The organism is Lentibacillus persicus (assembly GCF_900112705.1).
Lineage (GTDB): Bacteria > Bacillota > Bacilli > Bacillales > Amphibacillaceae > Lentibacillus > Lentibacillus persicus.
Window position 1 is genome coordinate 1 of sequence record NZ_FOMR01000019.1, and the last position, 20,995, is coordinate 20,995.

Here is a 20,995-nt window from a genome sequence, read left to right on the forward strand (position 1 = left end):
AGTTTTGATTTTTTATGGGTGCTCTTCATGTCTGAGGCCCAATTAATCAGCCGTTCAAAGCCACTTATATTGTTTTCAAAGACCAAGCGTTTCCCTAAATCAATGCCGCGGTCATCCTGTGCTCTCGCGACGTGTTTTTTCTTCGCGATATCAATACCTACGATTAATGTTTCCTCTGTGATTTGCCTTATTTTTTCATTTCGATTATAATTCATTGGTGAGTCCTCCTTGGTTTTTATTTAATTAGGGGTCGATGCGCATCGACACCCCGTACTATACCAAGGGGACTCTTTTTGTATCAAACCTCAAATACCCTCAAATTTTTTCAATACAGGAATGCTCCTTTTGTTTTTTAACAGTCCAGTTGTTTCCTCTGTGTAGTTACTCTCATTTTTCTCTACCCTGAAAAATGTACTATAAAACAGAAAATACGAAAAAATTGACATATTCTTATATTGGTGTTAAATGTTTTAATAGAATTAATGTAGGAAGGGATGAGTAAATTGGATAAAATTAGTTTGGACACAGCCAAAAAGTTGATTGATAGTGCGGAAAAAGAAGCAAGAAACATCGGTGTGCAAATGGTCATTTCGATACTTGACGATGGCGGCAATCTGATTGCAACGCATCGAATGGATGATGCATGGCTCGCAAGCATTGACATCGCCCATAACAAGGCTTGGACGTCAGTAGCTTTAAAAATGCCAACAACCAACTTGGAAGAAGCTACCGTGCCTCAGGCAGAACTTTGGGGACTTAATACAACCAATCAGGGAAAAATTGTGGTGTTCGGCGGCGGCATTCCTCTTGAAAAAAATGGAAAAGTAATCGGAGCAGTCGGTGTCAGCGGCGGATCCGTTCCACAGGATGTTCAGGTCGCAGAAGCAGCAGTCAATGCATTTGAAAAGGAATAATAAATAACGAATAAAAGTGCTCAGAATTGATTTTTCTGAGCACTTTTTAATTTTTCTCACGCATTATCGACAAAGGGTTCCCCTCCTTCAGTTAACTGCCTTTCCACTTTTTGAAGAATCGCATATTATATCGTAAGCGCGAAGGAGCATCAGGGAAAGGAGTGGTCACGATTCAGGACTCCACCAATGAACAAAAAAGTTATGAATCAAAATTATATGAAATAGATGCCCGGCTGAAGGTATTGGAACAATCATTACAATCCAAAGCGGACACAAAAGATGTTATTTTAAAAATCGATGAATTAATTAAAGAAAAAGAACTGATTACGAAGAACGAGCTGAATAATTTTCATAAAAAAATGGAAGCCACACTTCATGCGAACCATGTTAAGCTATTAAAATGGCTGATCGCCACAGGGTTAAGTACTGTAGCTGCCATTGCAGGGGTGATCCGTATCTTCATTTAAATAATTTTCGGTTATTACGTCCAAAGCTCCGTTCAGTAACAGGCTCCTTCCCGCGTATAAACCTTCAATCACACACATTCTGTCAACAGTTCAGGTATCTTTCCATTAAAAAGAAAACAAAAATAACTTGCTCTCTGTGAATTGTTTCATTTAAAATGGTTAATGTTATCGATTTCATTAGTTTAAATATTTTTGAGAAGGAGGAACAGTATGATAACTGCTACCTGGAGTTGGCTTTGGGAGAAACATGATCAAGCAAAGGAAATGTTAAGTTTCTTCGTGCAGCCAAATAAATCAAAACTTGGATCTGACAGTATAAATCCAAACAGCACAAAAGAATCAAACGGTGGCAACGGCGGTAATAAGAAGCGTACATATTCAACCGCTCAGTTGATTGGATTAATCTTAGGACCATTACTGTTTATATTAATCCTGCTGTTCTTCCAGCCGGAAGGCCTTTCAGATGCAGCACAGGCTGTTTTGGCCAGCACATCGTGGATTGCCGTATGGTGGATGACGGAAGCTATACCAATCCCGGCAACTTCCCTCTTGCCGATTATTCTATTTCCGCTGACAGGCGGACTTGACATCGGCCCGACAACCTCATCCTATGGTGACGACACCATATTTCTTTTCATGGGCGGGTTTATGATCGCTCTTGCGATGGAAAAATGGAATCTGCATAAACGTATAGCTCTGACGATTATATCGGTTATCGGGACCAATACCGAACGAATTATCCTTGGCTTTATGGTAGCAACCGGTTTTTTGTCTATGTGGATCTCGAATACGGCAACCGCCATGATGATGGTACCTATCGGACTCGCAATTATCTATCAGGTTTCTGACCAGCTGAAAGAAGATAATACAATTGATACATCTCCGGAGAACTTTGGTTTCGGGAAGGCGCTTATGCTGGCAATTGCTTATTCAGCTTCAGTCGGTGGTATATCCACTCTCATCGGCACGCCGCCGAACACTGCGCTTGCAGGCGCTGTTAATAACATGTATGGCATTGAAATCTCGTTTGCGGGGTGGATGTTGTTTGGGGTTCCGGTAGCATGGCTATTTATTTTTGTCATATGGTTTTACTTGGTAAAAGTAGCTTACCCACAAAAAATTAACCAGCTTCCGGGCGGAAAAGAAATTATCCAAAAACAAAAAGACGACTTAGGACAAGCATCGTTTGAAGAGAAAGGTGTCCTGGTTATTTTCACGCTTGCTGCTTTGGCTTGGATTACGCGTTCATTTATTTTGACTGAGTATGTCAATGAAAATATTAACGATGCGATTATCGCCATGACAGCAGCTATCATTCTGTTTATTATTCCGGCTAAAAACCGTGAAGGTGATCATTTATTGGACTGGAATTCTGCCGTTAAACTCCCTTGGGGCATTTTACTTCTGTTCGGGGGCGGCTTAGCGATCGCAAGCGGTTTCCAGGAATCAGGGTTATCCGAATGGATCGGTAACCAGCTTTCAGTTCTTCAGGGCGTCCACTTGTTCCTTGTATTGCTCGTTGTGACCGGTATGGTGATTTTCCTGACAGAAATTACATCCAACACGGCTACAGCCAATATGATGTATCCGATTATGGCATCATTGGCAATGGCACTTGGCGTTCATCCATTTACCGTGATGGTTGCTGCAGGCGTAGCTGCATCCAGTGCATTCATGCTGCCTGTCGCTACACCACCTAACGCAGTCGTATTTGGCTCAGGCTATTTGCGGATTCCGGATATGGCCAAAGCTGGGGTTGCTTTGAATCTATTCGGCATCTTATTGGCAGCTGCTGCTATCTATTTCTGGCTCCCAATAGCATGGGGAATCGAACTGACCGAAATACCGGAAATGATGAAAAACAACTAATAAAAAACAGGAAAACCACTAGGTTTTCCTGTTTTTTTAGTATTAAAACATTTTCACTTAGCCTGAAGAATGCGCACTATTGCGAGGTAAACGGCCGGGATGCATGCGAGTAAAACAATAAGGGCAGTCCATCCTCCAACGTTCCATAAAGGTGCGAGCACTGAACTTCCAAGCGAAACACCAATGTAATAAGAAACGAGATACAAACTCGAAGCACTCCCTTTATGTTCTGTCACTTCTTCACTTACTGCCGACGCCGTTAACGAATGCGCTGTGAAAAAACCAAGACACGTGATACACAACCCGAGAACGATCATCCATAACGAAGATCCCAGCGTCACAAACATTCCCGCAACCATAACCAGTACACCGGAAAACTGGACCGGCCGCAAGCCAAATTGTCCCGCCAGCCATCCGGCAAGCGGCGAACCGATTACACCCAGGCCATAGGCAAAAAACGTATACGAAATAACATCAAGCGGCAGCGAAAACGGCGGTGCTTCAAGGTAAAACGGCAAATACGTCCACATGCCTGTAAACGACAACTGCAAAACAATACCCAAACCGAAAAACAAGAGCAATGAAGGATTTTTTAAATGGTAAGCAAATGCTTTCAAATCACTGGAAAACGGTAATGAACTCGGTTTAAAGAATCGAGATGACGGCAGCATAAACATCACCGCAGCAAGACTCACAAGACCAACACCGGCCAGAATGTAAAAAGCAGCCTCCCAGGAAAAATGGTCCGTCATATAACCGGTCATAACCCTGCCGACCATTCCGCCGAGGGCATTACTCGATATGTAAAAAGCGATTGCTGCATGAACACTCCGTTTATCAATTTCCTCACTCAAATAGGCAAGTGCCGCTGCCGGAAGCCCGGCCAAAGCAAACCCTTGAAAAAGCCTCAAAACGAGCAACAGCATAAATGAGTCAAAAAGCGGCATGATTAAAAACGGGATAGCTGCTCCGGCTAATGATAGTTTTATAAAAATTGTCCGTCCGCTCCGGTCTGACCAAAAACCAAGCACAATAAGACCGATAATCAAGCCGATGATTGTTAAAGATAATGATAGACCCGAGGCAGAGATCGAAACGTCAAATTCTTTCACAAAAACAGGAAACAGCGGCTGCACTGCATACATTCCGGCAAAAACAAAAAATGATGCCACCGCCAAACTCAGTGTGAGCCGCCAAAAATAAAAATCGCGCATTGAATATTCTTTTTGCGCCATATATGTCACATCCAATTTAACTATTAGTCTTATAACCCAAAGGCGATAATGCAGCCCCCACTGATGTCAATTAATGCGGGATAAAGCTATTTTAATAGATTTAAAACTTTAACCTTCATCCAACACATATTTATCCCGGCCAACACTCATGCCAAAGACCATCACCAGAGTGGACACAATAAGCAGCGTAACAAGGGGGATTGTCCATACACCGGTCACATCATACAAGTACCCTATGAACATCGGGCCGACTGCAGCCAGCGTATAACCAAGGGCTTGAGCCATTCCTGACAGTTCTGCCGCATGTCGTGCATTACGGGCACGCATACCCAGAAACGCAAGTGCCAATGCAAAAGTGCCGCTTAGCGTAACGCCTATGAGGATCGTACTTACAATCATAACGGGAAATGACTCACCTATCAGCAGCCCCCCGTAGCCGCCAAAAGCACAGAGAAACATTATGAACACGATGCCCCGCTGCGATTTAAAACGCCCGGCTGCCATCGGTACAATAAAGCTGGCCGGGAGACCGACAAACTGAGCAAACGAGAGCATCCACCCCGCTGTGGCCATCGTTAAACCGTTACCATGCAAAATTTCGGGGAGCCATGAAATCGTTACATAAAATAAAAACGACTGTAATCCCATAAAACAAGCGACTTGCCACGCTAATGATGACTTCCACATTCTGTTGCCGCTCATACCAACATATCTTAATTCAGCAGCATCTTGAGGTTTTTCTTTTCTCGCTATGTATAGCCAAACGACAATTCCAAAAATAGCCGGAATTGTCCAAACTGACAATGCGAGCTGCCATCCCATTCCCAATCCTTGAGCAAATGAAATACTCAACCCGGATGCTAAGGCTGCAAAAATTCCCATCGATGTCGAATAAACACTTGTCATTAGCCCAACCTTAGATGGAAACTTTTCCTTAATTACACCAGGCAACAGTACATTTAAAATGGCAATGCCCAGTCCGACGAATAATGTGCCGGCAAATAAGAATGCAATAATTGAGATAGAACGGATTGATATTCCCAGAAAAAGCATGATAAGACCTGCCAATAACATTCGTTCGTTGGAATATCGATTTCCCAATTTGGGCGCAAGCGGAGAAGTAACTGCAAAAGCTATCAACGGCAGACTTGTTAAAATGCCGGCACTCCAGTTTGACAACCCGATATCATCGCGTACTATGCCGATTACTGGCCCAACTGAAGTAATGGCGGGGCGCAGATTAAATGCGACCAGGACAATTCCTATTATAAGCAAAAACTGGTATAACCTTTTTGAACTATCATTAGCCATTCACATATACCCTTTCTAAATATCGCATATCATTAAATTTGGCTTACCGCCGCAGATTGGGCCGACAAGCCTTTATTTCCATCAGGCAGATGCTATCTGGGTGAGCTGCAAATCTATGTCTAATATAGCACACCCGGTCAACTGGCGGAAAATAAGGCTTTTATCGAGTATTGGTCCTTCGTTCATATTATTCTGTTCAGACATTTTAACCAGCGTGATTTCCAGACCGGTACCCGAGTCTTTTTTCTTTTCACAGCCATACTTTCTAGGTATAATGTAGGAAATGGTATGCATATCATAATAAGACCACAGCGGATACTGTGGTCGATTAAGCTGTTCCTTCAGTGGTTCGGCTTGTCACGAATAGACCTCTCTTATTCCGTCACAGGTTTTTTTGAGAGGTCTATTTTTTGTTGATCATCTCGACGATTAACGCCAGCAATCCAACTAACAAAGTACCGAAGCCAATCAGTACCATAAATACTTCAAACATACCCAAGAGCCTCACCCCCTTTAACGGCCAGGATAGCCAGCCGCATGCCCGTCTGAGAAACAGCCCTTGGTTGGTAGTATAGCACAAAATAAGTTAAAAATGCGAACAAATGTTTGTGTTTTGAGTTCCGGTACATTTATTTGCTGAGCCTTTGGAATCATTTTAGAGAGTTTTGCAGTTGAGGTAACTGCTCGATATAAAGGAAAGAATAACTATTTACTGTTATGGTGTATTATATGCCGGGAAATGAGAAGGCTTGTAATTCATTTATGGGGGAAACTTTTTAAATACACAAGCGTCCTGTCGGCTCAATCAGAAAAAAACGGGCATCCCTTGAGGAACACCCGTCAATCATAAACATAAGTTAGCCGCCTGCCACAATGTGAAAGCCTGAATCCACGTGAAGTACTTCGCCCGTAACGCCCCGTGCCAAATCGCTAAGCAGGAACAATGTGGCATCACCGACCTGATCCTGATCAACCTGACGGCGAAGCGGTGCTTTTTCTTCAACGACTGACATTTTATCATTAAATCCTGATACGCCTTTTGCTGATAAAGTTCGAATTGGTCCGGCTGACACTGCATTCACACGAATGCCATCTTTTCCGACATCTTCAGCAAGATATCGTACGCTTGCTTCAAGAGCTGCTTTCGCTACTCCCATTACATTGTAATTCGGCACAACACGTTCAGCACCAAGATATGTCTGAGTGACAATTCCGCCGCCCTCGGTCATGAACTTTCTGGCTTCCCGGGTAACCGCTGCCAGTGAGTAGGCACTGATATTTTGTGCAGTCAAGTAGCCATCTCGTGAGGTATCAGCATAATCGCCTTTCAGTTCATCTGTATTAGCAAACGCAACTGAGTGGACCAGCCCATGAATTGTACCAGCGTTTTCACCAATCTCCTGAAATGCTTGCTCGATGCTTTCGTCATCTTCAACATCGCAGGAAACAATAAACTTAGGTTTTATTTCATTTTTTTCCAACAATTTTTCCAGTTTTTGCTTTGAGCGCTCCTGACGATACGTGAAAATCAAATTGGCCCCGGCGTTATAGAGTGATTTTGTAATGCCCCAGGCGATACTCCGGTTATTGGCTACGCCCATCACAACAATATTCTTATCTTTTAATAGCGACGTCATATATGTACCTCCGATTTAAAGGATATGTTTATAAGTATAATGTAGCATAATTAAGACCAGGTTTTAAATGGCAACGGGATAAAAAAATAAAGCCTGCCTATGCAAGCTTTGCTATTCGATGCCTGCCTCTTTCTCGAGCAGTGTAACACGTGCTCTCGTGTCCAGCAGCTCATTATTGTGATCGTTCAGTTTATAACCCAGTTTGCGTACGTCGTTTCGGATTGTTTTTATTTCTGTCTCTATATTCCCGACTCTATCTTCTAAACTGCTCAATCTTTCTTTAATTTCCCCGACATCTTTTGACACTTCCTGAATCGCGACGAACAGGTCCTGCATAGTCACTTTGCCCATTTAACCGGCCTCCATCTGCTGACAATTTTATCCCGCATGTAATGGACAGTAAACCGGCCTGGAACGGCGGCTAACTGTCCCTAAATATCCGATTCTGTTCATCTAACAATCAGATCTTTCAGGTGCGCCAAAATTTCTTCAGGAAAAAGAAATTCACCCATCCGCTCATGCTGTATGTAAAAATAGCGCAGGATTGCCCGGTAGCTCCATGCTTTATCCGCTGTCAGATAGGAAGCTTCCTGCACTTTTTTAAAAGGCTGTGTCTGCATGTTTATCACTCGCATTTTTCGACTTTCTTTTATTGTACGTCTGCAGCCCTCAATCTGTCTATGGAAGATGATTCGGAAATTCAAGTAAAATTCTGCTGAGGCTTGGGTATCCTTAGTCAAAAGACTTTTAATCACATAAAAAAATGCCCTGAAAAAAGATCATCAGAGCACTCCTTGTTCTTTATTTTTCAACCTTTGATAGCACCTTCTGTCATCCCCTTTGAAATCCGCTGCTGGAAAATCGAATATAAAATGATGACAGGAACGATCGCAAATACGAGACTCGCAAACAACGTCCCCCATGCATTTGTATATTGCGCTTCACTGCTGATAAAGTCTATCGCAAGTGCGAGTGTATAATTTTCCTCACTTTGCAGAAAGATTAGTGCCATAAAATATTCGTTCCAGAACTGGATGGCGTTCATAATTGTCACAGTAATTATGCCTGACATTGAAAGCGGTGTAATAATTTTCCACAGCACGCCATACGGTGACATGCCGTCCATAGCCGCCGATTCTTCAAGTGATTTCGGTATCGTGCTGATAAAACTCGTGAGCACAAAAATCGAAAATGGCAGCTGACTAATGGCATACACAATTGCAAGCCCAAATATATTATCCAACAGATTAAATTGGCCCAGGAGAAAAAACAATGGAATCCAGCCAAGCACCATCGGAATCATCATGGCAGATACATATAACGTAAAAAGAAAACTGCTTCCTTTAAAGCGCATCCGCTCGAGAGCATATGAAGTCGGAATTGCCAGGACAAGTGTCAAGGCCGCACCGACGACTGTAACAATTAAACTATTAAACACACTCGTGTCAATATTATAGTCGGTCCATGCAGTTATGAAATTTTGAAAGTTCCAGGTTTCCGGGAATCCCCACGGGTTGGCATATATTTCAGCGTTCGATTTAAACGAACCGATAAACATCCAAAAAATTGGGTACAGCACGGCAATTGACCACAATATTAACGGGATTCGAATACCAAATCGTGTTATCATTTCGCCTACACTACGTTTCATGCCGTCTCACCCTCTTTCATTAATATTCCACCTTGTCGCGGCGCAGCAATAATTGCAAAATCAGCACCGTAACCAGCGAAATGACCAATATCATCACACCGATTGTTGCGCCATACCCGAAATTGTATTGCTGAAATGCCTGCTGATACAAATACGACCCCATGACATGTGTTGCGTTATTCGGGCCGCCTCCGGTCATAACCTGAACAATGATAAAGGAGCCGTTTAACGTTGTAATCACAATATAGAGGATTGATATTTTAATTTGAGGCCAAACAAGCGGTAATGTAACTTTCCAAAATTGCTCCCATTCATTTGCCCCGTCAATGCGTGCTGCTTCATAATAACTCTTGGAGATATTTGCAATGCCTCCCATTAACAGCAGCATGAAGAGTCCAATGCCCGCCCAAATCGACGGTAAAACAAGACTTGTTAAAGCCCAATTTTCATTCCCCAGCCATGCTCTTGTCCAACTTTCCAAGCCAAGAAATTCAAGTGCAGAATTGACCAGTCCCAGATCAGGATTATATATGAATGTCCATAATATGCCGATGACGACAACCGACATAATATTCGGGAAGAAAAAAATAATCCGGTAAAATGGTGCTTCTTTAATTTTAAGCTGCGTCAAGGCTACGGCGATAAACATTGCCATAATCATAATCCCGATTACTTTAGTGATGACAAGGAAATAATCGTGCCAAATGGTAGCAGGTACGATCTCATCTTTAAATAATTGTATATAATTATCAAAGCCGACAAATTCTTTTGCCTGTGATGACCCTGACATCTCAAAAAAGGAATAATACAATCCGCTGAATAATGGATAAAGGGTAAAAATGCCAAACATAATAAACGTAGGAACAAGGCAAAATGCTAAAAACAGGTATTTTTGTTTTTTAGATTGTACCATTCAATCACTCTTTCCGATTAAATAAGGGTATGGGATGAGGTTGGGACAAAAGAATTTTTCATTGAAAGAAAATCCTACCTGGCAAAGTAAGAGGAGTGCAAATGACCCGCTCCAGTAATATACTTCGCTTTTCGCGGGCGGCTGGTGAGCCTCCTCGGGCTAGCGCCCTGCGGGGTCTCACCTATGCCTTTGCTTCGACGAACAGGACGTTCTAGTGTCGGCGTTGGTCACAGGACGTGACCGACCTTAGCCGACCCGCAGAAGTCTACGTATATTACTTCCGCTTACAGATTGCTTTGTTTGTCTTTCACAACACTCTTTTTAGTTATCTCCCACCCTCATCCCATACGGTTTTATTGGTTATTGACTTTCGCGGTAGTCAGCGGCTGCTTGTTCTGCTTCTTCTACAAATTCTTCTGCCGTAATATTGCCCAACATCAGTGAAACGAGTGAATCACTAATCGGTGTTTCCAAATCGGCGCTCATTGGATGAGGCTTATGATAGATTTGGGCTTGTTCTGGATCATTGATCATTTCGTTAGCATCAATCAAGTATTGCGGCACGTTTTCGTTGGATGCCAAGTCGACACCTTCAAGGTTCATAATTGCGCCGGTATGTTCTGAGAAAGATTTTGCATATTCTTTTGTGTAAATAAATTCAACAAAAGCCTTGGCCGCTTCAGGGTTTTCTGCCTGCTCGGCAATTGCCAGCGGACGCAAATCCGGTACGACTGCCATTGGCTCGCCGGAATCGTTCATCGGTGATGGAACGAAGCCATATTCCAAATTCTCCGGTTTGTCGCCTTCCATCTCATTTGGAAGCCAAAATCCAACCGGAATATAGGCGTTATCATGAAGCAGGAAGTTCATTTGTGACTGCGTATGGTTAATGGCCGCAAATCCTTCATCGATATAACCTGCTTGTTGCATTTCTTCTACTTTCTTCATCACTTCAAGAACCGTGTCGCTTGACCATGCGCCTTCAGCTCCAGTGATGACGTCATTTAACAGTTCATCGCCGCCGGCTGCTCCAAACGCCGGGTACAGCATGCCTCGAAGGAAGTAGTATGGATGCTGGCCGGTTGTTACAAATGGCGAGATATCAGCATCTTCCTGGATCTGCCCCATCGAGCTCATGAAACTATCAAAATCAGACGGAACTTCCCAGTTATTTTCCTCAAACCACGCTTTGTCGTACCATGTGCCCCACGTATCAAATACGAGCGGCAAACTGTATACACTGCCGTCAAAGTCAGACGGTGGTACAATGAAACTATCCATCAGTGGTGTGCCATCAACTTCAATGTCCTGCACCCACTCGGTAAGGTCCATCAACTGACCGTCCTCAACCATCTGTGTTTCACTGGAGCCTGCACCATCGATATAGACAACATCAGGCGGATCTCCGGATACCCAGCGTGATCGCATTTCTTCATTAATATTCGGTCCGGCATGTTCTTTAATCTCCAAATCAGGGTGTTCTTCCTGGAAGTCACCAATCACTTCTTTCCACCAGGAGTCCCCATAGCCTCCAACAAAGTATTGAATCTCAAGTGTTCCACTTAACCCTTCACCGTCACTTGCTTCACCGGTGTTTTCACCGCTGTCCTCCGAAGCGTCTTCTGATGAACTGTCATCCGAACAAGCAACTGCTATCATCAGTAAGCCGATCATCAGAATAAGGACGAAAGGATTTTTCAATAATCGCTTCAAAATAATTCTCCCCCTTTGTTTTGTTAAAATATATGAAACGCATCAACAGTTCATGTGCCTGTTAATGTTGTTTCAGATTTGAAAGTTAAGAGCATGGGCAATCGCATCACGGACATATCCATTACTCTTTTTGATTGCTTCTTCCGCTTCGCTGTACGAAACACCTCCTTTAAGCATTACGATAGCAGGTTTTACCTGGTTATTCGTTAAGGCAAGTGTCTGATCCGCTTCATTGTAGTCCACCCCCGTAATCTCCATAATAATGCGTCTGGCTCGCTCCATTAATTTATAATTACTGGCATGAACGTCCACCATAAGATTTTCATAGACTTTCCCAAGTTTGACCATCGTTGTTGTGCTGATCATATTCAAAATCATCTTATGGGCAGTGGCGGCTTTCATCCGGGTGGAGCCTGTCAACACTTCCGGCCCAACAACGACTTCGATTTCTGTATCCGCAAACTGACTGATTGATGAACGCTCATTGCATGACAGAGAGACTTTGTACGCACCAACTTTCCCGGCATGCTTTAAAGCACCAATCGGGTATGGCGTCCTGCCGCTTGCAGTGATGCCCACGACAACATCTTTATCAGTAAGATTTCTGGCTTTCAGATCATTAATTGCCTGTGATTCTTCATCCTCAGATCCTTCAACTGCTTTAAAAAAAGCCCCATTCCCGCCGGCCATGACCGTTTGAACGGTGTCTTGCGAAGTCATAAATGTCGGCGGGCATTCTGAGGCATCCATCACCCCAAGCCTGCCGCTCGTGCCGGCACCAACATAAAACAATCGCCCACCCTTCTGCAATCGCTTGTAAGTAGCTTCAACGACTTCATTCACTTTGGGCAATACCGTTTCTACAGCCATCGCGACCTTCTTATCTTCTTCATTAATCACATTTAAAATTTCCTTCGTCGTCATCTGATCCAAATGCACACTTGACTTGTTTCGCTGTTCGGTCGTCAGTTTTGCCAGTTCCATATGCAAGTATCTCCCCGCCCCCAAATTTAGTAAAACGCTTTCATATTATATTTAAAAATTTTCACACTTTAATTTGTTTTCAGTATAGGCTGGTTGAATTATTTTGTCAACAATATTTATATATTTTTGTAATATAATTTCAGTTTGCACACAGTTATCGCTTTGTCAAAGCGGATATTGCTTTTCTTGTTTCATCTAGATGCTTAATTATTTTTTCATACTGACTGGATGCTATCACCATAAGCAAAATATCAATCACATGCAGCTGGGCCATTCTTGACGATGTTGCACCACTTCTGAATGTCGCTTCTTTTGCTGCAGATGTATGCAACTGAATATCAGAAATATCGCTCACCTGTGATTTGCCGGACTTAGTAATGCTGATTGTCTTTGCTTGTTTTCTTTTAGCCAGTTCCATTAAATCGACGACATCTTTTGTTTCACCTGAAAAAGAAATGCCCACCACAACATCCTCAGGTCCTTTATTCGCAATGGCCGTTGCACCCATATGTACATCCGAGAAAGCCTGCGCAAATTTATCAATTCGTATAAACTTTTGTTCGGCATCCTGAGCTGCAATAAATGACGCACCGACGCCGATGAAGACAATAGATTTTGCTTCGGAAAGCACGTTGGCAGCACGCTGTAAATCAGAGGTGCGCATAATATCCACCGTTTCTTGAATTGTCTGGATCGTATTGGCTGTCATTTTTTCAATTAAATTTTCCGTTTTATCATTGGGCTCAATATCCCGGAAATCCTGTTCGCCGTGCTTCTGTAAATCGCCGGCTACGCGGATTTTTAATTCCTGGAACCCCTTAAGTCCGAGTGATTTGCATAACCGAATAACTGCTGCGCTTGATGTGCCGCTTGCTTTTCCCAACGTTACAGCTGTCAGCATGATTGCTTCTTCAGGTTTTTCCAATATATATTCAGCCAATTTCTTTTCTGATGGCGGCAGGCCGTGAAGCATGTCCTTTAATAGTGTCAGACCGCCTTTGATTTGTGACAATCCGATCGCCTCCTAATAAGTTGAAATAAAGTGAAACTTCAATCAGTGGGCGTTCTCCCCCACTGATTGTTAGTTGATCAGAATCGGGCATTTAGGGACAGTTAGCCGCCGTTCTAAGGCGGGTTATTGTCCATTACATGCGGGATAAATTTTGAACGATAGTTTCGTCAGGCGAATTGTTTTCCATTAAACAAGCACCAATAATGGACCCGCCGACTGGTGTCATGTCAGGCGTAATTAGTGTTAATGTCTGATCGCTCTGAAACTCTTTTTTCAGCAATTTCAAAAGCACATCTTTATCCTCGAATATACCGCCGCACAAAACAGCATTCACTTTCTCATCAGGTTGGTAAAGTTTCGCTTTTAGCGTCTGGATACTGGTCATCACTTCAGTTGCAGCGTCTCTCATAATTTTTGCGGCAACTGTGTCCTGTTGTTTATAAGCCTCAAACACCAATTTTGCGACAGGTGAAATAGCGCTTTTCGGAGATGGCAAACTATAAATATACTGGATAAGGTTGTAAGGGTCAGCAATCTGGAAATGCGAACAGACCATGTCAAACAGCACAGTGTCTCTGCCGCGTCCATCAAAAGCTTTTAAGGCGGCTGTAATTCCCGCCTTGCCGATATCATAGCCGCTGCCTTCATCACCAAATAAATAGCCCCATCCCCCTGTACGATCACGTCTTCCCTCAGCATTGATGCCGAACGTAATCGAGCCGGTCCCTGCAATCTGCACAATCCCAGGTTCACCCAAGGTGCCAGAATACAGGGCGTTAACTGTATCAGGCTCAACTCTGACGCGAGTCTTTTCAGGTATAAGCTCTTTTAACAAGCCCGTCAGCATCTGAACAGCTTTATTATTACCCGCTCCTGATATGCCGGCAAATAAACTGGTGAGTTGATTAAAGGCCATTCGATCCTGTTGACTCAAATCATGCATCAGACCGGAAAATGTCTCGTACAATTCATCCTGTTTAACAACATTCGGGTTAACCGGGCCTGCAGATGCCTTTGCTGCAAATTTACCATCAGCAGTTGTGATGACAGCAGTTGTTTTTGTCCCGCCCCCGTCAATGCCGGCGATGTATGTCATATCTAACCATCCTTTTTACGTATCTTTTGTTTATCTTATAAAACTTACAATCTTTAAACAAGCTTTTTTTTAATCACTGTTTTCTAAAAGGGTGTTGTTTATGACACAAAGCTCATGAACTCGAAGTAACTTTAAAATTTGAGTTAGTCTATGCATGCTTTTAGGGGCTGTCCCATATAATTAAACAAGTTTTGACGGCTCTATCGTTTTTTGCTAGTGTTATAGATATGCTTTTAAACCGCTTACATCATTAAGAAGGGGGAACTTAAAATTGAAAGCAATCACATCATTTTTTGACCGGATTGTCCAGCGTTTTTTGCCTGATGCCTTTTTGTTTGCTATCATCCTGACAATTATTGTTTTTCTTTTGGGCATGGGCGTTATGGGCAGTTCACCCGTGGAAATGGTTGATTATTGGGGGACCGGCTTTTGGGATTTACTTGCATTTGCCATGCAGATGTCGCTCATTGTCGTGACCGGCTATATTCTGGCCAGCACGCCGTTTGTCCGTAACATATTAAAAAAGATAAGCACATTTGCCAACACACCGGGGCAGGCAATTTTACTGGTAACATTTGTTGCTTCGGTTGCCTGTCTCATCAACTATGGGTTTGGATTGGTTGTGGGCGCACTTCTTGCCATTCACGTTGCACGCCGTGTGACTTCGGTTGATTATCGCTTACTGATGGCAAGTGCTTACAGCGGTTTCTTGTTATGGCATGGCGGGCTTTCCGGGTCCATACCGTTATTGATTGCCACAGAAGATCATTTCTTAATGGATTCGATTGGGTCAGTGCCCGTAACCGAAACGCTTTTCAGCAGCTTTAATTTATTTATCGTTCTGTTCCTTTTATTGACATTGCCATTTTTGAACCGGTATTTAATGCGGGCACGTGACCCGTTTACGAACACCGATGCTGCGACTTGGGACACGAAAGAATATGAAGATGAAGAAGAAGAATTATCTTCGCCCGATCCGGAAACCCCCGCTGAAAAACTGGAAAACAGCCGGATCATTTCACTAATAATTGGTTTGATGGGGTTGGCTTTCATCATTTATCATTTTGCCACGAATGGTTTTGACTTAAATCTTAACATCGTCAACTTCACATTCCTGTTTATGGGGATTCTTTTCCACAAAACACCGCAGCGTTTCCTGAACAGTGTTTCCAAAGCTGTTAAAAACGTTGGCGGCATCATTATTCAGTTTCCTTTTTATGCGGGTATTATGGGAATGATGGTTGAATCAGGTTTATCACAGGAGATGTCGATGTGGTTTGTCAGTATTTCAAATGAAGTGACACTGCCGCTGTTTTCATTCATTAGCGCCGGTATTGTTAACTTTTTCGTACCTTCCGGAGGCGGCCAGTGGGCTGTCCAGGGACCTATTATGATACCAGCAGCGCTTGAAATCGGTGCGGACACTGCCAAAACGGCCATGGGGGTTGCTTGGGGTGATGCGTGGACCAATATGATTCAACCGTTCTGGGCATTGCCACTGCTCGCAATTGCGGGCTTGAAAGTCCGCGATATTATGGGCTTTTGTGTCTTGATTTTATTTTATAGCTTTATCCCTATTTCGATTGGACTATTGTTCTTGTGAACTATAAATCGCCGGTGCCCTCACAGGCACCGGCGTTATTCATATCAACAACATGTTAAATCAGCCGGAGTCAGCTTTGCGTTGCAGCCCGGCTTTCTTTTTGCCTGCAATTTGAGCCATTCCGATGCCAACAATAATCATGACAGAACCGGTCATGATGCTCGCAGTGAGTTCTTCATCAAGAATGACCCAGCCAAAGAAAAGACCAAATACCGGGACAAGTAATGTTGACAGCGTCGCGGTGATCATATCAATTACGCTTAGCAGCACAAACCAGAGCGTAAAACATAAAGCTGAGGCAAGCACACCTGTAAATAATATGTAAAATAGGCTTTCACTATTGAGCGTAACAGGTTCACCCCATTCAGCAAATAACGTCGCGATAAATATTCCGAGCGTTCCAAAAAGCATTTGATAAGCTGATACTTGGAGTTGTGTCATGCGTTTTATTCGCGTTCGATAGTAGACATTCGCTCCAGCCCATGACACCGCCGCAACAATAATCAGCATTTCGCCAAAAATAACGGCCGGGTCCTGAACAAAAAATATATCCCAACCAAGTATTGTAATCAAACCGGCCATTCCTACCACAAGGCCGGCAACTTTTCCGGAAGTTATTTTCTCACCCAGAATTTTCACAGCAAAGATACTGCTCCATAGCGGCATTGAATAAAGCAAAACGGATGATTTGCCTGCATCAACAAATTGCATGGCGTACATAACAAATGTGAAAACAATTGTTGTCTGCAAAACGCCGACGACTACCAAATGCTTCCACATGCTGCGTGGCGGTTTGCCCGATTTCAACAGCCATACCGCTATCAGCAAAGTTACCGTCCCTGTCCCGAATCGAAAAGCCGAAAACGTGAACGGTCCCATAAAATTTAATGACGCTTTCATGAAAACCCATGCGTAGCCCCAAATCAGTGTTATCATCACTATTAACAGCCATGCTGCCCACTTACGCTGCCGCATGAAATATTCCATAAAATAAAACCTCTTTTTCTAACATAATATGACCAGTATAATAACTTCGGGTTCGGGTGGCAACTGTCACACCTTAACAATACTTTAAGCCTAGTACTTTAGATACGTAAATCCAGACTTTCCCAACTTTTTTAAATACTTTGTTGCATGGACGCTCGAACCTTATCGAATTATGATGAATATACGCTATAAGATTCCCCCTTTTAGCGCAACTGCCAGGTGTCCCTCTATTTTGGGGCACCCCTTTTTGTTCTAAAAACTATGAAATCTAAAAAAATATGTTTTAAATTTTTCTGAGCGGGTACAACAATAAATGTAATGCTTTGTATTACCCCCCTCTTAAATAGAACGTGAAAACTTGCTGTCCTTATAGGCAGCAAGTTTTCTATTTCACTTAATCAATCAGTTTTACTTTCTATCATTTTGCAAAACCGCTCAGCGAACGCCTGACACCTGAGGATATCATCGCCCCTCGGGGCAAGCTCGACAATCAGCCGCTCGGACATCAAGTTTGCCTGTCTCTCCTCAAACCGGTCACCAAGCAAATTTGCAGCACCGCCAAATGTTGGATAAAAGGATTCCCCTGAACCAAACACACCCACAGGCATACCGGTAATATTTGCCTCTTCCAGATCTTCATAGAAATCTTCAACTTCAAAAGGCAATGTGCCGTCATCCCAGGAATACGTACCGGCAAGGATCCCATCATACCCCGGGAGTTCATCTATATCGATTATTTCCATTTCAAACGTTTTGGTCACCACGTTGTGGCCGTGTACTTCTACTGTTTCTTTCATTATTTCAGCGATTGCTTCTGTATTGCCGGTCATGCTGACATAAGCCAGCAGCACGTTTCCCATCAGAAATCCCTCACAAATCTAATCAGTCTCTATTTATTTTAATGCTGAGGATAATCCGTTTCAATTATTCAATTTCTCTATTGTTTGTTATTAAGGCAGACGATTGGATAAAATGAAGATAAACCTCTAAAGAAAAGAAGGTGTAGCACATGTCAAAACAGCCTAATCGTCTTATTCATGAAAAATCACCCTATCTTCAGCAGCACGCATACAACCCTGTTGATTGGTATGCATGGGGGGATGAAGCATTCGAAAAAGCACAAAAAGAAGACAAGCCGATTTTTCTTTCCATCGGCTATTCGACGTGTCATTGGTGTCATGTACTCGCGCATGAATCATTCGAGGATGATGACGTGGCAGCCTTTTTAAACGAGCATTTTGTCGCAATTAAAGTCGACCGGGAAGAGCGGCCTGATATTGATTCGGTCTACATGAAGGTATGCCAGATGATGACCGGGCAGGGCGGCTGGCCATTATCGATTTTCATGACCCCTGATAAAGTACCCTTTTATGCGGGAACATATTTCCCCCGCGTAAGCAAATACGGCATGCCGGGTTTCATGGACGTGATTACACAGCTGCAGGAAAAATATCGACAAGAACCTGAGCATATATCAGAAGTAACAAAGAGCGTAACAGACGCACTCAAAAAAACAGTAACAACTAAAAGCGAGCAGCGCCTGAGTAAGGATTTTACTGATAAAGCTTTTAAACAGCTCGGCAAACGATTTGATTTTAACAACGGTGGATTCGGTTCGGCACCCAAATTTCCAACACCGCAAAACCTGCTGTATTTATTAAGATATTATTATTTTACAGGTGAAAACGCAGCACTGAAAATGGCTGAAAGCACGCTGCAAACAATGGCCAACGGCGGCATTTACGATCATATCGGGTTTGGTTTCGCCCGCTATTCCACGGATGAAAAATGGCTCGTTCCTCATTTCGAGAAAATGCTTTATGATAACGCCTTGCTGCTAATAGCGTATACGGAATGCTATCAGATTACCGGAAATCCGCTGTATAAAACGATCAGTGAACAGATCATTACATTTGTCACACGGGAAATGAAAAATCCGGACGGCGGTTTCTACTCTGCCATTGACGCTGATTCAGAAGGTGTTGAAGGCAAATATTATGTTTGGGCGTATGATGAAATCTTTAATATTCTGGGAGAAGAACTTGGCAACGTATTCTCGTCCGCATACGGCATAACACGCGAGGGTAACTTCGAAGGCAAAAACATCCCGAACCTGTTGAATACAGATCTAGAAAAAATCGCAGCGGATAATAATATGGGCTTAACGGAACTTTATCAGAAATTGGAAGAATCCCGTAAAATCTTGCTCACCGAAAGGGAGAAACGGGTTTACCCGCATGTGGACGATAAAATTTTAACTTCCTGGAATGCCATGATGATAGCCGGACTCGCCAAAGCCGGCAACGTTTTCGAAAACGAGGAATATACAAAAGCGGCTGAAAACAGCATCCATTTCATTGAACGACACCTGATTCAGGAAGACAGGGTTATGGCGCGTTTCCGTGATGGCGATGTTAAATTTTACGGCTATCATGACGATTATGCCTTTTTGCTGTGGGCTTACAGTGAATTATATGACGCAACGTTCTCAGTGTCATATTTGAAACATGCCCGCCGCATCGCGGATGATATGATTGATTTATTCTGGGACACGGAAGAGGGCGGATTTTTCTTCAATGGATATGACAGTGAAGAATTGTTATCACGGGAGAAACAAGTTTATGACGGCGCCCTCCCGTCCGGAAATGGCGTTGCAGCGGTGATGCTCGCGAAACTCGGCTATCTGACCGGCAACACAGCCTATCTTGATAAAGTCGAGGAAATGTACTATACCTTTTATAATGATATAAGCGAGGTGCCAGTCGCTGGTGTCCAGTTCATTCAAAGTCTGCTCCCGATGGAAAACCCGACCAAAGAAGTCGTCGTCCTTGGAAGCACAGATGATTTCACAACCGAGCTAAAGCAAACATTTCTTCCTGATGTGACACTGCTTGTCAGTGATAACCCCGAGGAATTAGCTCAAGTCGCCCCGTTCACCGCCGATTATAAGCAGCTAAATGGCGCACGTACAATATATGTCTGTGAAAATTTTGCCTGCCATCAGCCGACTACGGACACTGAACAAGCATGGGCGTCTATTCGAAAGGACCGCTGAACGTTAGCGGTCTTTTTGTGAACTTCAATATTTACGTAAAATTCTAGTGCCATATGTTAAACTTATACTGAATATATTTTCAAAGGAGCGTCACACATGCAAAAAGTCAAAATGAACGTGCAGACCATGTATCACGGTGATCTTCTCCGTGCAGGCAAAGTTTATGAAGTTGACGAATCAACCGCTGAAAAATGGGTTGTCAGCAAGCTGGCTGAAAAAGTTGAAGAAACATGATTCTCATATAGCTTTCTATAAAATCGGAACGTATAATAGAAAAAAAGGAGCATTCCTGTATTGAAAAAATTTGAGGGTATTTGAGGTTTGATACAAAAAGAGTCCCCTTGGTATAGTACGGGGTGTCGATGCGCATCGACCCCTAATTAAATAAAAACCAAGGAGGACTCACCAATGAATTATAATCGAAATGAAAAAATAAGGCAAATCACAGAGGAAACATTAATCGTAGGTATTGATATCGCGAAGAAAAAACACGTCGCGAGAGCACAGGATGACCGCGGCATTGATTTAGGGAAACGCTTGGTCTTTGA

21 protein-coding genes and 2 pseudogenes are annotated in these 20,995 nt (G+C 43.1%); 7 read left to right on the forward strand and 16 right to left on the reverse strand.

From position 1 onward, the window contains the following. On the reverse strand, positions 1-215 hold a 215-nt coding region (locus BMZ22_RS16400), incomplete at its 3' end, for an IS110 family transposase (RefSeq protein ID WP_143069999.1). Positions 216-503: 288 nt separating this feature from the next. On the opposite strand from BMZ22_RS16400, the gene BMZ22_RS16405 reads away from it, so the two are divergent. The 3 genes from BMZ22_RS16405 to BMZ22_RS16415 all read left to right on the forward strand — a co-directional run bounded on the left by BMZ22_RS16405 (position 504) and on the right by BMZ22_RS16415 (position 3,250). Further along, positions 504-914, forward strand: coding sequence for a GlcG/HbpS family heme-binding protein (locus BMZ22_RS16405; protein WP_090087679.1), 411 nt, complete (start codon positions 504-506; stop codon positions 912-914). Between the two features lie 110 nt (positions 915-1,024). After that, positions 1,025-1,381, forward strand: coding sequence for a hypothetical protein (locus BMZ22_RS16410; protein ID WP_218144070.1), 357 nt, complete (start codon positions 1,025-1,027; stop codon positions 1,379-1,381). Between the two features lie 210 nt (positions 1,382-1,591). Beyond that, positions 1,592-3,250 (forward strand): SLC13 family permease, encoded by a 1,659-nt coding sequence (locus BMZ22_RS16415; RefSeq protein ID WP_090087685.1) that lies wholly within the window; start codon positions 1,592-1,594, stop codon positions 3,248-3,250. A 53-nt stretch (positions 3,251-3,303) separates the two neighbouring features. On the opposite strand, the gene BMZ22_RS16420 is transcribed toward BMZ22_RS16415, so the two are convergent. The 13 genes and pseudogenes from BMZ22_RS16420 to BMZ22_RS16470 form a co-directional block, all read right to left on the reverse strand. After that, a complete protein-coding gene (locus BMZ22_RS16420; protein WP_090087688.1) occupies positions 3,304-4,485 on the reverse strand; it encodes an MFS transporter in 1,182 nt (393 codons plus the stop codon). Between the two features lie 108 nt (positions 4,486-4,593). Further along, positions 4,594-5,796, reverse strand: a complete 1,203-nt coding sequence (locus BMZ22_RS16425; protein ID WP_090087692.1) for a CynX/NimT family MFS transporter — start codon at positions 5,794-5,796, stop codon at positions 4,594-4,596. A gap of 81 nt (positions 5,797-5,877) precedes the next feature. Then, the gene (locus BMZ22_RS17185) at positions 5,878-6,090 is read right to left on the reverse strand and encodes a hypothetical protein (protein WP_218144071.1); all 213 of its coding nucleotides are present in this window, start codon (positions 6,088-6,090) and stop codon (positions 5,878-5,880) included. 109 nt (positions 6,091-6,199) lie between these two features. After that, positions 6,200-6,289 (reverse strand): putative holin-like toxin, encoded by a 90-nt coding sequence (locus tag BMZ22_RS17030; protein ID WP_342710760.1) that lies wholly within the window; start codon positions 6,287-6,289, stop codon positions 6,200-6,202. 364 nt (positions 6,290-6,653) lie between these two features. Next, positions 6,654-7,433, reverse strand: a complete 780-nt coding sequence (fabI, locus tag BMZ22_RS16430; protein WP_090087695.1) for an enoyl-ACP reductase FabI — start codon at positions 7,431-7,433, stop codon at positions 6,654-6,656. 111 nt (positions 7,434-7,544) lie between these two features. Beyond that, positions 7,545-7,784: a hypothetical protein gene (locus BMZ22_RS16435; RefSeq protein ID WP_090087697.1), complete on the reverse strand. Its 240-nt coding sequence runs from the start codon at positions 7,782-7,784 to the stop codon at positions 7,545-7,547. Between the two features lie 113 nt (positions 7,785-7,897). After that, positions 7,898-8,053 (reverse strand): annotated as a pseudogene (locus BMZ22_RS16830) (DUF2397 family protein); the annotation flags it as partial. Positions 8,054-8,241: 188 nt separating this feature from the next. Beyond that, on the reverse strand, positions 8,242-9,084 hold the full coding sequence (locus BMZ22_RS16445; RefSeq protein WP_090087702.1) for a carbohydrate ABC transporter permease: 843 nt from the start codon (positions 9,082-9,084) through the stop codon (positions 8,242-8,244). Positions 9,085-9,103: 19 nt separating this feature from the next. Then, positions 9,104-9,997, reverse strand: a complete 894-nt coding sequence (locus BMZ22_RS16450) for a carbohydrate ABC transporter permease (RefSeq protein WP_090087705.1) — start codon at positions 9,995-9,997, stop codon at positions 9,104-9,106. A 360-nt stretch (positions 9,998-10,357) separates the two neighbouring features. Then, positions 10,358-11,671 carry an ABC transporter substrate-binding protein gene (locus BMZ22_RS16455; RefSeq protein WP_090087724.1) on the reverse strand — a complete coding sequence of 438 codons (1,314 nt, stop codon included), beginning with the start codon at positions 11,669-11,671 and terminating at the stop codon, positions 10,358-10,360. Between the two features lie 111 nt (positions 11,672-11,782). After that, entirely contained in the window at positions 11,783-12,694 is a 912-nt protein-coding gene (gene murQ, locus BMZ22_RS16460) for an N-acetylmuramic acid 6-phosphate etherase (protein WP_090087707.1), read from the reverse strand. Between the two features lie 154 nt (positions 12,695-12,848). Continuing rightward, positions 12,849-13,706 carry a MurR/RpiR family transcriptional regulator gene (locus BMZ22_RS16465; protein WP_090087710.1) on the reverse strand — a complete coding sequence of 286 codons (858 nt, stop codon included), beginning with the start codon at positions 13,704-13,706 and terminating at the stop codon, positions 12,849-12,851. A gap of 133 nt (positions 13,707-13,839) precedes the next feature. Next, positions 13,840-14,802: an N-acetylglucosamine kinase gene (locus tag BMZ22_RS16470; protein WP_090087713.1), complete on the reverse strand. Its 963-nt coding sequence runs from the start codon at positions 14,800-14,802 to the stop codon at positions 13,840-13,842. A 271-nt stretch (positions 14,803-15,073) separates the two neighbouring features. On the opposite strand from BMZ22_RS16470, the gene BMZ22_RS16475 reads away from it, so the two are divergent. Further along, positions 15,074-16,405, forward strand: a complete 1,332-nt coding sequence (locus BMZ22_RS16475) for a short-chain fatty acid transporter (protein ID WP_090087716.1) — start codon at positions 15,074-15,076, stop codon at positions 16,403-16,405. A gap of 60 nt (positions 16,406-16,465) precedes the next feature. Here the strand turns inward: BMZ22_RS16475 and BMZ22_RS16480 are convergent, their stop codons facing one another. Both BMZ22_RS16480 and BMZ22_RS16485 read right to left on the reverse strand, forming a co-directional pair. After that, on the reverse strand, positions 16,466-17,392 hold the full coding sequence (locus tag BMZ22_RS16480) for a DMT family transporter (RefSeq protein ID WP_245745531.1): 927 nt from the start codon (positions 17,390-17,392) through the stop codon (positions 16,466-16,468). Between the two features lie 398 nt (positions 17,393-17,790). After that, positions 17,791-18,252 carry a flavodoxin domain-containing protein gene (locus BMZ22_RS16485; protein WP_090087719.1) on the reverse strand — a complete coding sequence of 154 codons (462 nt, stop codon included), beginning with the start codon at positions 18,250-18,252 and terminating at the stop codon, positions 17,791-17,793. A gap of 149 nt (positions 18,253-18,401) precedes the next feature. On the opposite strand from BMZ22_RS16485, the gene BMZ22_RS16490 reads away from it, so the two are divergent. From BMZ22_RS16490 to BMZ22_RS16835, 3 genes and pseudogenes are all read left to right on the forward strand, one after another. Then, on the forward strand, positions 18,402-20,447 hold the full coding sequence (locus BMZ22_RS16490) for a thioredoxin domain-containing protein (RefSeq protein ID WP_090087721.1): 2,046 nt from the start codon (positions 18,402-18,404) through the stop codon (positions 20,445-20,447). Between the two features lie 96 nt (positions 20,448-20,543). Continuing rightward, positions 20,544-20,681, forward strand: coding sequence for a hypothetical protein (locus tag BMZ22_RS17035; RefSeq protein WP_177183481.1), 138 nt, complete (start codon positions 20,544-20,546; stop codon positions 20,679-20,681). A 174-nt stretch (positions 20,682-20,855) separates the two neighbouring features. Next, positions 20,856-20,995: pseudogene (locus tag BMZ22_RS16835) on the forward strand (IS110 family transposase); the annotation flags it as partial.